This window comes from Mycobacterium simulans, from assembly GCF_900232995.1.
In the GTDB taxonomy this organism is placed as follows: Bacteria; Actinomycetota; Actinomycetes; order Mycobacteriales; family Mycobacteriaceae; genus Mycobacterium; species Mycobacterium simulans.
This window is the reverse complement of sequence record NZ_OCVX01000003.1, coordinates 3,334,509-3,347,173: the sequence shown is the minus strand read 5'-3', so window position 1 is coordinate 3,347,173 and position 12,665 is coordinate 3,334,509. Positions and strand designations below refer to the sequence as shown.

8 protein-coding genes and 3 pseudogenes are annotated in these 12,665 nt (G+C 61.6%); 4 read left to right on the top strand and 7 right to left on the bottom strand.

What is annotated here, in order from left to right; genetic code table 11:
* Positions 1–124 precede the first annotated feature (124 nt).
* Positions 125–1,582, top strand: coding sequence for an amidase (locus MSIMFI_RS15820; RefSeq protein ID WP_191497905.1), 1,458 nt, complete (start codon positions 125–127; stop codon positions 1,580–1,582).
* On the opposite strand, the gene era is transcribed toward MSIMFI_RS15820, so the two are convergent.
* From era to MSIMFI_RS28210, 7 genes and pseudogenes are all read right to left on the bottom strand, one after another.
* Positions 1,579–2,478, bottom strand: a complete 900-nt coding sequence (gene era / locus MSIMFI_RS15815; protein WP_191497904.1) for a GTPase Era — start codon at positions 2,476–2,478, stop codon at positions 1,579–1,581. The two genes, MSIMFI_RS15820 and era, sit on opposite strands and share 4 nt — an antisense overlap.
* A gap of 73 nt (positions 2,479–2,551) precedes the next feature.
* Complete coding sequence (locus tag MSIMFI_RS15810) at positions 2,552–2,884, bottom strand: cytidine deaminase (protein ID WP_186243812.1); 333 nt, start codon at positions 2,882–2,884, stop codon at positions 2,552–2,554.
* Entirely contained in the window at positions 2,865–4,157 is a 1,293-nt protein-coding gene (locus MSIMFI_RS15805; RefSeq protein WP_186243813.1) for a hemolysin family protein, read from the bottom strand. Before MSIMFI_RS15805 ends, MSIMFI_RS15810 begins: the two co-directional genes overlap by 20 nt.
* Positions 4,154–4,690, bottom strand: a complete 537-nt coding sequence (gene ybeY, locus MSIMFI_RS15800) for an rRNA maturation RNase YbeY (RefSeq protein WP_191497903.1) — start codon at positions 4,688–4,690, stop codon at positions 4,154–4,156. The genes MSIMFI_RS15805 and ybeY overlap by 4 nt, the downstream gene beginning before the upstream one ends.
* Before the next feature lie 30 nt (positions 4,691–4,720).
* Positions 4,721–5,062, bottom strand: a pseudogene (locus MSIMFI_RS28215) (PhoH family protein); the annotation flags it as partial.
* A gap of 267 nt (positions 5,063–5,329) precedes the next feature.
* Positions 5,330–5,839 (bottom strand): annotated as a pseudogene (locus MSIMFI_RS29700) (LAGLIDADG family homing endonuclease); the annotation flags it as partial.
* Between the two features lie 261 nt (positions 5,840–6,100).
* A pseudogene (locus tag MSIMFI_RS28210) lies at positions 6,101–6,820 on the bottom strand (PhoH family protein); the annotation flags it as partial.
* Positions 6,821–7,515: 695 nt separating this feature from the next.
* On the opposite strand from MSIMFI_RS28210, the gene MSIMFI_RS15790 reads away from it, so the two are divergent.
* From MSIMFI_RS15790 to MSIMFI_RS15780, 3 genes are all read left to right on the top strand, one after another.
* Positions 7,516–8,724, top strand: a complete 1,209-nt coding sequence (locus tag MSIMFI_RS15790) for an aromatic ring-hydroxylating oxygenase subunit alpha (protein ID WP_191497901.1) — start codon at positions 7,516–7,518, stop codon at positions 8,722–8,724.
* 641 nt (positions 8,725–9,365) lie between these two features.
* Positions 9,366–10,073 carry a chorismate--pyruvate lyase family protein gene (locus MSIMFI_RS15785; RefSeq protein ID WP_318187408.1) on the top strand — a complete coding sequence of 236 codons (708 nt, stop codon included), beginning with the start codon at positions 9,366–9,368 and terminating at the stop codon, positions 10,071–10,073.
* Between the two features lie 197 nt (positions 10,074–10,270).
* On the top strand, positions 10,271–12,665 hold a 2,395-nt coding region (locus MSIMFI_RS15780; protein WP_191497899.1), incomplete at its 3' end, for an AMP-binding protein.

The following is a 12,665-nucleotide window of genomic DNA, read 5'->3' as shown; positions in this document are numbered from 1 at the left end:
GGCGATCGCCACTGATCTTATCGGTGGCGACCCGCTGCGCCCGGCTCCGCCGCGCTGGCGATCGCCACTGGTTTGGCCCCCCGCCGCGACATCGCGGGTATCCGCGCCGATAGTCTCGTACCCCGTGGTTGGCGCTTCTGGGTCCGATTTTGGGGCCATTCCTGGATCCGGCGGCCAGCGCCTGCCCACGCTGACCGACCTGCTCTATCAGCTGGCGACCGGCAAAGTTACCTCCGCTGAGCTGGTACGACGATCCTTGCACGCGATCGATATGAGCCAGTCCACCCTGAACGCGTTCCGAATCGTGCTCACCGAGTCCGCGCTGGCCGACGCCGCGGCCGCCGACCGGCGCCGGGCCGACGGCGACACCGCGCCGCTGCTGGGCATTCCGATAGCGGTCAAAGACGACGTCGACGTTGCTGGAGTGCCCACCGCGTTCGGTACCGAGGGGTATGTACGGCCCGCTACCCACGATGCCGAGGTCGTTCGCCGGCTCAAGGCGGCCGGCGCGGTGATCGTCGGCAAGACCAACACCTGCGAACTGGGCCAATGGCCCTTCACCAGCGGACCCGCATTCGGACACACCCGAAACCCCTGGTCACGCCGGCACACGCCGGGTGGATCCTCGGGCGGTAGCGCGGCCGCGGTGGCTGCGGGCCTGGTTACCGCCGCGATCGGCTCCGACGGCGCCGGCAGCATCCGCATCCCCGCGGCGTGGACGCACCTGGTGGGCATCAAGCCGCAACGGGGCCGCATCTCCACCTGGCCGTTGCCGGAGGCGTTCAACGGCATCACGGTCAACGGCGTGTTGGCCCGCACCGTCGAGGATGCGGCGCTGGTACTGGACGCCGCTTCCGGCAACGTCGAGGGAGACCTGCACAAGCCGCCGCCGCTGACCGCATCCGACTACGTCGGCATCGCGCCGGGCCCGCTGAAGATCGCGTTGTCAACCCGGTTCCCGTACACCTTCTTTCGCGCCAAATTGCATCCTGAGATCCTGGCTGCGACGCAAACGGTGGGCGAGCAACTTGAGCTGCTCGGTCATACTGTCGTCAAAGGCAACCCGGACTACGGCCTACGGCTGTCATGGGACTTTCTCGCCCGCTCCACCGCCGGCCTGCGTGACTGGGAGGAGCGACTCGGCGACGAGGTCGTCTGGGACCGTCGCACTCTGTCCAATTTCCGCACGGGCCACGTGCTGGGCCAGGCGGTCCTGCGCAGCGCCCGCCGTCACGAGGCCGCCGATCAGCGTCGAGTGGGCTCCATCTTCGACATCGTCGACGTGGTGCTGGCTCCGACTACCGCGCAGCCACCTCCGCTGGCCCGCGCGTTCGACAGGCTGAGCGGCATGGCAACCGACCGCACGATGATCGCCGCGTGCCCGGGTGCATGGCCGTGGAACGTGTTGGGCTGGCCAGCCATCAACGTGCCGGCCGGGTTCACCTCCGACGGCTTGCCGATCGGCGTGCAACTAATGGGACCGGCCAACAGCGAGGGAATGCTGATCTCACTGGCCGCGGAGTTGGAAGCCGTCAGCGGCTGGGCCACCAAACAGCCCACGGTGTGGTGGAACAAGCGTTAAAACCCAAGTCGGCCAAGCTGTTTGGGGTCGCGCTGCCAGTTCTTGGCGACCTTGACCCGCAAGTCGAGGTAGATCTTGGTGCCAAGCAGCTTTTCGATCTGGCTGCGCGCGGCGGTACCCACCTCCCGCAGTCGGGCGCCGCCCTTGCCGATGACGATTCCCTTCTGGCTATCCCGTTCCACGTACAACACCGCGTGCACGTCGATCAGATCGTCGCGCCCCTCCCGTGGGCTGACCTCGTCGATCACTACCGCCAATGAATGCGGGAGCTCGTCATGCACCCCCTCTAAGGCGGCCTCGCGGATGAGCTCGGCCATCAGCGTCTCTTCGGGTTCGTCGGTGAGCTCGCCGTCGGGGTAGTACGCCGGGCCTGGCGGCAGCGCCGCCACCAGCAGGTCGATCAGCACATTGATCTGCTCGCCGGATACCGCCGACACCGGGACGATCTCGGCCGCGTTGGTAACCAGCTCGCTGACGGCGGCGAGCTGAGCGGCGAGTCGATCCTTCGGCACCTTGTCGATCTTGGTGACGATGGCAATCAGCGTTGTCTTGGGAGCGATCGAGCGAATCTGATCGACGATCCACTTGTCTCCGGGACCAATCGCCTCGTCGGCCGGTATGCACAGGCCGATGATGTCGACCTCGGCGTAGGTGTCACGCACGAGGTCGTTGAGCCGCTTGCCGAGCAGGGTGCGTGGCCGGTGCAGGCCCGGCGTGTCGACGAGAATGATCTGAAAGTTATTGCGGTGCACGATGCCTCGAATGGTGTGCCGGGTCGTCTGTGGCTTCATCGAGGTGATGGCCACCTTCGTGCCCACCAGCGCGTTGGTCAGCGTGGACTTGCCGGTGTTTGGCCTGCCGACCAAACACACGAAGCCGGAACGGAATTCGGTCATCCTCGGTTCCTCGCCGAGCGTGCACACAGTGCGACTTTTCGCGTGTTTTTTGAATGTGAGTGCACGCTCGGCGTCATATGGGATTACCCACCCGATCGGTGATGATGATCACGGCGGTGGGGGCTAGCTCGCGGACGGCGGCGATGCCTGGGTCATTCCGTGACCCGGCGACCAGCACTGCCGCCTCGAGACCGGTCGCGCCGCTGGATGCGGCCGCGGCCACCGCGGCTTGCAGGCCGGTCAACTCCAGAGTCGACAATCGCACCGGCGCAGCCGCATACGTGCGCCCATCGGTATCGCGTACTGCCGCGGCGCTGCCCGCTTCGGCACGTGCCATCGCCGCGCGCGCCAGCACCACCAGCTTGGCGTCCTCGGCGTCCAGCTGCTCAGCCATGGTGATCGGCATCGTTGCCGCCGACGGGGCTCACCAGCACGGTGCCGATCCGCACCCGGCCCCGATGATCGGGCCCGCCCTCGGCGTGCAACCGCAGGCCGTGAGAGACCACCTCGGCGCCCGGCAACGGGACCCGGCCCAGTTCCAGAGCCAGCAGGCCACCCACCGTGTCTACATCGAGATCGTCGTCGAATTCCACGCCGTACAGCTCTCCCACGTCTTCAATCGGTAGTCGCGCCGACACCCGGAAACGATTGTCGCCCAAGTCTTCCACTGGCGCCGTCTCGGCCTCGTCGTATTCGTCGGCGATCTCGCCGACAATTTCTTCCAGCACGTCTTCGATACTCACCAGGCCGGCGATGGCGCCGTACTCGTCGACCAACATAGCCATGTGGTTGCGGTCGTGCTGCATTTCGCGCAGCAACGCATCCAGTGGCTTGGAGTCGGGCACGAACACCGCCGGGCGCATCACCTTCGCAACGGTAGTTTCACGGCCGCCGTCCGTTGAGCAGACCGTCTGCTGCACAAGATCTTTCAGATACACCACGCCGAGGATGTCGTCGACGTTCTCACCGATCACCGGAATGCGCGAATGTCCACTGCGTACGGCCAGATTCATCGCTTGACCGGCTGACTTGTCGCCCTCGATCCAGACCATCTCAGTTCGCGGCACCATCACCTCACGCGCCGGCGTATCGCCGAGTTCGAAGACCGACTCGATCATCCGATGCTCATCCGCGGCGACCACGCCGCGCTGCTGGGCAAGGTCGACGACCTCCCGCAGTTCGATTTCAGATGCGAACGGCCCGTTGCGAAAACCTCGGCCCGGAGTAAGCGCATTACCCAGCAGCACCAGCAGCCGACTGATCGGCATCAACAGCCACGAGATCACTTGCAGCGGAACGGCCGTCGCCAAAGCGATGGAATACGCGTTTTGCCGACCGAGGGTGCGTGGTCCGACACCGATAACGACAAAGCTGGTCACCACCATGATCGCCGCGGCGACGAACAAGCCCCAGTCCAGGCTGAGGTTGTGGCGGAAAAAGACCACCAGTAACGCGGTCGCGGTGATCTCACAAACGATTCGCAGCAGCACCACCAGGTTGATGTAGCGCGGCCGGTCGGCCATCACCTTGAGCAGCGCCACCGCGCCGGGACGCTCGTCACGTACGAGTTCTTGCACCCGGGCCAATGAGACCGTGCTGAAGGCCGCGTCGACCGCTGCGAAGAGTCCGCCCAGACCAATCAGCGCGATCGCGCCGAGTAGCTGAGAAAGGCCGGTCACGGCTGGTCGAAATACCTTGACTTGTCCAGCAGCCGGCGGTCCCGCTCGTCCTGACGGTCCTGCTGATAGGCCTCGACCTGGTCGGCCACCCACTCCTCAAGTAACCGCGCCTGCAGGGCGAACATCTCCTTCTCCTCGGCCTGCTCGGCATGGTCGTAGCCGAGCAGATGCAGCACGCCGTGAATGGTCAACAATGCCAGCTCATGCCCAAGACTGTGGCCGGCGGCCGCTGCCTGTTCGGCGGCGAACTCCGGACACAGCACAATGTCGCCCAGCATCGCCGGCCCCGGCTCGGGAGCATCGGGGCGCCCGCCCGGCTCGAGCTCATCCATGGGAAAACTCATCACATCGGTCGGCCCGGGCAGGTCCATCCAGCGCATGTGCAGGTCGGCCATCGCCGCGGTGTCCAACAGCACCATCGACAGCTCGGCTCCCGGGTTGACGTCCATCTTGGTGATGACGAACCGCGCCACGCTGACCAGTTCTGCCTCGGAGACGTCGATGCCCGACTCGTTGGATACTTCGATGCTCATAAGACGCTCATAAGCCTGCTCACGCACTCATCATCGACGACTGCGGCTGCCGGATGCCCGCCGCGCCGCCCGGTTCATCCCAGAACCGGGTTCCTCGTATCGCGCGTAAGCGTCGACGATCTCCGAGACCAACCGATGGCGGACTACATCCGCACTGGTCAGTTCGGCGATGTGGATATCGTCGATGTCCTCGAGGATGTCGACCGCAGCCCGCAGGCCCGACCTGGCGCCGCCCGGCAGATCGATCTGGGTGACATCCCCGGTGACGACGACCTTGGACCCGAAGCCCAGCCTGGTGAGAAACATCTTCATCTGCTCGGCGGTGGTGTTCTGCGCCTCGTCGAGAACGATGAACGCATCGTTCAGGGTGTTGTGGGTAAGCAAGAAATCCTCGGTGACGTACAGCGAGTCGGCGGCTGCGACCCGGATGCAAACGGCTTCCTCGGTACCCGCGGAATCAATCCGATCGATGAAGCGCACCGGCCGACCACCGCCCGTGGCATCGTATTTCGCGGCCTTGCGAGCCAGCCGGAACGGGACTACTCCCTCTGAGCCCGCCGACAGCCGGATCTCAATGATGTGCGCGTCTGATCGGTGGTGTACATCTCGACCACGGGCCAGTCCCGGGTTGCGCCCCGCTGCCGCCCTAGTCCGCGGGTAAGCGACGCCGCCAAGCGACTGGACCAGAAACACCACGTCGTCTCGCAACCGGTCCGAGTCCGTCGTGAACTGAATGCGACACGTCCGCCCCCGCTGGGTGACCAGTCCAGCATCAGAGTCGAGCAGACCCTGCAAAACGCCGACCCGCACCTCGGGCGAATTGAACAGGTAGTCCGGCGGGATGAACTTGGTAGACGACCGCGTACCCGCCAGGCCCAGTTGACGAAGAGCGTTTGTGACCGGCACATAGTCCACTTCGGACTTTCGTCGCACCTCAATCCCGGGAATCAGACTTGCCAGCGAATCAGCCAGCTCGGGATCGCTTGCGGCAAATGAGGGTGTCGTCGCATTGGCGATGCACCCGTCACCTAGCAACAGTCCTAAAGCGTAGGGATCGAGAGGCACCGACCGTGATTCGAAACTCACCGGTGAGCTCAACAGCGGCAACTCATAGCGATGGTAGTGCGCGACACGGAGGTTGCCGATCATCTCCTTGGTCTGCAGTACCCGCGGCGGCTTGCCAGAACTGCGGTCCTTGGGGGTATAGACCGACCAGAGGTGATCGCCGGAGGCAAGCGTCGAGGAACCATCCTGCGTATAGACCCGATAGATCTCCTTGAAGCCCTGCGGATAGACACCCAAAACCTCGGTGGGGCGCCCGTCGGAACCGATGACAAAATCCCCGACCTGAAGTTCGCCGATCGGTTGGAACCCATTGGGGGTCAACACCTTGGTAAACACTGGCTGCGCCCTACCCCGCATGTATGCCAGCGGCGCCACCTCAATTATCCCGGCGGACATCAGCTTTGGGATCAGCTCGGGGTCCATCATGTCGTACAGCGCGTCGTACAGCGGCCGCAGATACGGATCGATCTTTTCGCTCAGCGTGCCCGGCAGAAAGCCGAGGCGCTCGCCGGCTTCCACCGCGGGGCGGGTCAAGATGATACGGGTGACCTGTTTGGTTTGCAGCGCGTTAACGGCCTTGGCCATCGCGAGATATGTCTTTCCGGTCCCGGCGGGGCCGATTCCGAAAACAATGGTGTTGGCGTCGATCGCGTCGACGTAGCGCTTCTGGTTGAGCGTCTTCGGCCGAATCGTCTTACCGCGGCGCGACAAGATGTCCAGGGTCAGCACTTCGGCCGGCGACTCGTTTCCGGTGCCGACCAACATGGCGACGCTGTGGCGCACCACCTCCGGCGTCAGGGGCTGGCCGCTGGCCACGATCGCGACCAGTTCTGTGATCGCACGTTCGGCGAGTGCGACGTCGGCCGGCTCACCCGTGAGGGTGACGGTGTTGCCACGCACATGCATGGCTGCGCTCAGGGTGCGTTCGAGGGCACGGAGATTTTCATCGGCCGAACCAAGCAAGCCCACGACGAGGTCAGGCGGAACATCGATGCTGCTGCGAACCTGAGCGTCGGCTTGCCGGGCTACAGCAGTGTCAGCAGCGCGGGTCTCGCGGGGCGTCACGTGGGTTCTAATGCCTGCTTTCTGGCCTGTCCGAGAGTGGAAATTCCAGTTTAGCGCCGGTCACCGACCGCGTCCCCAAGATTCGACGCCGGTGGACAGGATGTCGAGGCCACGCTCGAAGTTAGCATTCGCCGTGGACTGCTGACCGACTTGCGCTCGGATCACCATGCGGAGGTACTCGGCGCCGACGCCGGCGCCGACCACACTTTCGTCATGCTGCGTTCACCAGCGGCCTCGATCGGCTTTGCGGCGGACAGCTCTACATCGAAGCGTGGTTGACCCTCAGTACCCAATCGAGCGCTTGGCGTTGAAACATCTTCAGGCGCAGGTTTACGCCCCCGGCATCGTCCCCATATCGAAAGAGCCTTGATAACGGCCCCGAACCTGTGGTCAGAAGGATTCGAGGCCATCGTATTTCGCACTGTAAACGACCGGCCGACATTGTCAGGGCTTATTCGCCGGTGAAGCCGTTGGTGTCGCCGGTGGCGTTGGGACGGGTGCGGTCACCGATCCGTCCAGCAAATGTTCGTCGGCCACGTCGCGGACATCCGAGCGAGCTAGCAGTCGAGGCCGACGGATGATTTGGCGCTTGACCCGATCTCGCGCGGTAAGCCTACTTGCGTCGCCAAGCTTCGAGTTGCGTCGTGACCCTGCTCGCAAAGCGAGTAAACAAGAAAGGTCGCTATGCTGCACCCATGAGCCGGACCACGAAGCCGCTGGTTGCTGATGATGTGGAGATCGTTCGGCGCGTTCTTGCCCATGTCGACGGCGGCACCACCGATGAAGGCACTCCGTGGCGCGAGCCCGTTGAAAACTACCTGAATCCACACCGGTTCACCCAAGAGTGGAACCTACTGCGCGCGATGCCAAGCGCGTTTGTTCCGTCCGCCGCTATCCCCAACAAGGGCGACCACGTCGAACGAGTGACCTTCGGGGTGCCGCTGTTCGCTGTGCGTGGGCACGATCAACGAGCTCGGGTGTTTCGCAACGCATGTCGGCATCGTGGTTTCGCACTGGTCGAGGACGCGGGTTGTTCCCATGCCTTAGTGTGTCGCTACCACGGCTGGACATATCGCCTGGATGGCTCGCTAGCACACGTCCCCCACGCTCACGGTTTCCCCGATTTGGACATGTCGGCACGAGGTCTCATCGAGGTCCCGAGCTATGAGGCCGACGGGCTCATCGTTATCGGTGCAATCGATTCTGACGGCGCGCGCACCTCAAATGCCGATGCTGACGAGGCGATGGCGTGGCTGACTGACGGGACAACATGGCGAGACAAGCTGCTGCCAATCGATCGGGTCGTATCCGTCGAGTCCTTTCGACTGGCAATAAATTGGAAGGTCCTTATCGAGCAGTTTCTGGAGGGGTATCACATCCGCTGGACCCATAAGGAGACGCTGCCCAACCTGTACGACAACCTCACTGTGGTCGAAACGTTCGGCCCGAATTCTCGGGTTACGTTTCCGTACGACGCAATTGAGCGGCTCCGCGACCGTCCAGAATCGACTTGGGTGGGACGTCCGCCGTTGACATTTGTCTATCACCTGTTCCCCAACGTCATCATTGGGGCTTTCCCGCAACTGGTGCAGGTGGTTGTGATCGACCCGATAGATGTAGCTGACAGCGAGGTTGTTTACTACACGATGACCCGAGCGGATGTCGGCCCCGGCATGGAGCTCGACGGTGAGGAACCGCTCGATCCTGCCGAGTTACTTCCTTACATTTTCCGCGTCGTCGCGGAGGATAACGAAGTGTCGGCGGGCGTACAACGAGGATTTCGCGCGGGTGCGAACAAATTTGTGGAGTTCGGCCGGCACGAGAGCGCTATCGGACACTTTCACGCCAGCCTTGGTGACCGTCTGGCTCAGTTTGCCGCAACCCAAGCGCACGCTCCGCTTTAACCCATGTTTGCCGGAAAAAGCGTCTTTGCCAGATTCTCTTAGCCGCAAGCTTCGCCCGCCACACTAAACGTCGACGGTCGTCGAATTCTGATCCAATTGTCGACCCGTCGCATTTCGACCAGCTGGATACATTGTTTGTCGGGCGAGGTTTCGATCGTTGATGCGGCTGGAACCGCTGGCCTCCGTCCCGTACCGGCCAGCCGCGATGGCTGCCGGGCTCTGCTGCGCTTCGCCCGGCGCTCGCCCCACACCGCGTGGGCAATCGAACATGGTCTTTGGGCCGCCATTGCCAGTTCGACGGCACCAAGACGGCATAACCGTCATCGACGTCCCACGGCTGCGGATCCCACGACTTGGTCGGGCGCAACCCCCACCATGCACCCCAGCGACATTCAAGTGACCGATCTGACATGCCACCAGCCGAAATGTACGCACTCGCAACGATCAACTCCTGCTACTCTTAACGCCACGGGCTCGACGCCGACCCGTTCTCGCGTCAAATCCCACACCCCGATGTCCCACCTCAGGACCGCACCGCATGGACATGCCGATCCAAAAATACTCTCGATGGCGCCAACCGGCCTTCGCTATGGGCTGTCACCAGAATCTACGAAGTCGTGGGCGTATTCGCTGACGACACAATGACATACACAGACATACACACTGGAGTAACGCCCAGGAAGGAACAAAAGCTGTCTTCAAGCCTCCTCACTAATGAAGAAATCCGAATGTTCAGTCGTGACCTCCGGATACTCCTCGCAAGCAATGGCACCCTCACTCGGATCCTTGGCATTCTCGTGAACGACGAGATCTTTACACAGCTTATCGACCAGGATATTCACGCTTCCACTACGGAAATGAGTAGTTCCGAGCAGCATTTCGATGGCCGAACGCTTCGTCGCAAGGTCTTACTTAAAGGCCGGTCTTCGGGAAAAGTATTTGTAGTTGCGGAGTCAGTTGTTGCGATTGATATCGTGCCACCAAAATTGATCGACAATTTGATCGAGATGGATTGCCCTATTGGGGAGTCTATATTGGCCAATGGTGTTGAGATATTCAAGGAGGCTCAAAAAATCTGGATGGACACGTTGCCCAACTGGTCGAAGCTTAACGACTATCAGGACATGGGCCAGGAAGCTGTCGCGCGTCGATACCGCATGACCATCCGCAGTCAGCCGGCTATCGTTACTACCGAATATTTTCCCCGTAACGCATTCATTGATACCGCCGAAACGGCGATCGTCGGGACCGCTGACGAAGATAACGGCGCCGAAATTGACATGAGCATTTCTGATTGTTCCTACGCACAGGCAGAACGACCGCAAATGGCGAGCCGCCAATTGCACTAGGGGCGATCAGAGACGTTGACTAAATTCTTTATTGCCAATGGCGTGGCGGCCACAGCTTTTATACCACAGCTGATGGGGCTGCCAATGCTATCGAGATTCTGTGGATACCTCCCGAGGCACCCACGATGGGGTCGGGTATATATGAGCGTGGCGTACGGTCAAATCATTCGCTTTTTGTCGCGGGTGGTAACTGACTAATGCAAAGCGAGAACGTAGCAAGATTTTTGGCCGAACGGTCATTGGAAGCTGGACGGCGCGACTCGCCTGCATTCTATGCTCCGAACCCTGTGACTCATGGGCAAATCCATGATGGTGCATTACGTCTCGCGACAGTGCTTACTCGCCACGGACTTTCCCGAGGAGATCGCCTCCTGTTGTGTCTCCCGGATTCGTTGGATCTGGTGCAACTATTGTTGGCAAGCTTGGCTCGTGGGATTTTGGTGTTTATCGCCAACCCCGAACTTCGTCCTGAAGACCATGCGTTTGTTGAGCGCGACACCGAGCCAGCGCTTGTCGTCACGTCTGGTGCCCTCCACGGTCGATTCCAGCGGTCTACCGTAGTGGATCCGGCAGAGCTGTTGTCGGATGCGACTCGAGCCGAGCCTGCAGACTTCGAAAACCTCAGCGGCGATGCTGTTGCCTACGCTACCTATACTTCCGGTACTACGGGTCCACCCAAAGCCGCGGTTCATCGGCATGCCGATGTCTTCACCTATGTTGACGCAATGTGTCGCACCGCACTGCGGCTCGCTCCCGAGGATGTGGGACTAAGTAGCGCCCGCATGTATTTCGCGTATGGCTTAGGTAATTCGGTTTGGTTTCCGCTTGCGACAGGCAGTTCCGCGGTCATCAACTCGTCGCCAATCAGCTCGGAGGTAGCGGCGAAGCTCTGTGAGAGATATCGACCGTCTGTGCTCTATGGTGTACCAACTTTTTTTGCAAGAGTTGTCGACACGTGCTTTCCCGATTCATTCCAGTCGCTCCGCTGCATAGTATCAGCCGGCGAGGCTCTTGAGTTCAGTCTTGCTGAACGCCTTATGGAATTCTTCGGCGGTATCCCTATTCTTGACGGAATAGGCTCGACTGAGGTCGGACAAACATTTGTGTCGAATACGGTCGATGAATGGCGTATTGGAACATTGGGAAAGGTTCTTCCCCCCTACGAGATCCGCGTGGTGGCGCCTGACGGTACGACAGCCGGACCCGGGGTCGAGGGAAACCTATGGGTTCAGGGACCATCGATCGCAGCGGGCTATTGGAACCGACCGAATACCCCTCTCTCTATGAATGGGAGTTGGCTCGACACTGGCGATCGGGTATTTATCGATCCTGACGGGTGGATTAGGTACGGTTGCCGCGCCGACGACATAGAAATTGTGGGCGGCATCAACATCAATCCAAACGAGGTTGAACGGCTCATCCTTGAGGATGACTGTGTAGCCGAAGCCGCCGTTGTCGGAGTACGGGAATCCACGGGCGCCTCGGCGCTACAGGCGTTTCTGGTCCCCAAGAGGGGCACATCTCTCGATGATTCGGCTATTGCCGAGATATACCGGCGATTGCGCAACCAACTGTCTTCGTTCAAGGTACCGCATCGATTTGCGATTGCACAGCAGCTCCCTCGGACCGCATCCGGGAAATTGATGCGAGGCGATCTTCGCGCAGAAAGTCCAACAAAACCAATTTGGCAGGTTTCATCTATGCCGCCGCCGTCGAACATAGAGGCGGAGCCTGACAAAACATCAGCCGCGAACATCGAGACTTCGGACCGAAACCGCCGAGGAATGAAGCTTCACGAGCAACTGAACGTTTTGCGGCAACAGCGCTATCAACTGTTGGCGGATACCGTTGGCCGACAGGTTGCAATGATGCTGGGCCAATCCAATGCTCGGTCGCTAGATACGGAACTCGCCTTCTCGGAGCTAGGTTTCAACTCGCAAATGACAGTCGAACTTCGCAATCGACTGGCGGCAGCGACCGGCCTGCAACTGCCTGACACAGTGGGGTGGGACTACGGGTCTATATCCGAGTTAGCTACGTACTTGGAGGCTGAGCTCTCAGGTCGGGCCAGCCCGATGGCGGCTCTGCCCGCTCCGGCCCGGGTGGATGAGCCGATTGCTGTGGTGGGGATGGCGTGTCGGTTGCCCGGTGGGGTGGATTCGGCGCAGGCGTTGTGGGACTTGGTCAGCGGTGGCGTTGATGCGGTTGGGGGGTTCCCGACCGACCGGGGTTGGGATTTGGCGGGGTTGTTTGATCCTGATCCGGATGCGGTCGGCAAGACCTATACGCGGTCGGGCGCGTTTTTGGCGGATGCGGCCGGGTTTGATGCCGAGTTCTTCGGGATCTCGGCGCGGGAGGCCACCGCCATGGACCCCCAGCAGCGCCTGCTGTTGGAGGTGTGTTGGGAGGCGTTGGAAACCGCCGGGATCGACCCCACCACCTTGGAAGGCTCTAACACCGGAGTGTTCGCCGGAGCCTGGGCACAACCCGGCGCCGCCGGCGCCGACGGGGCCGAAGGATACGGACTGACCGGGGTCGCCACCAGCGTGGCCTCGGGCCGGGTCGCCTACGTGCTAGGCCTACAAGGCCCCG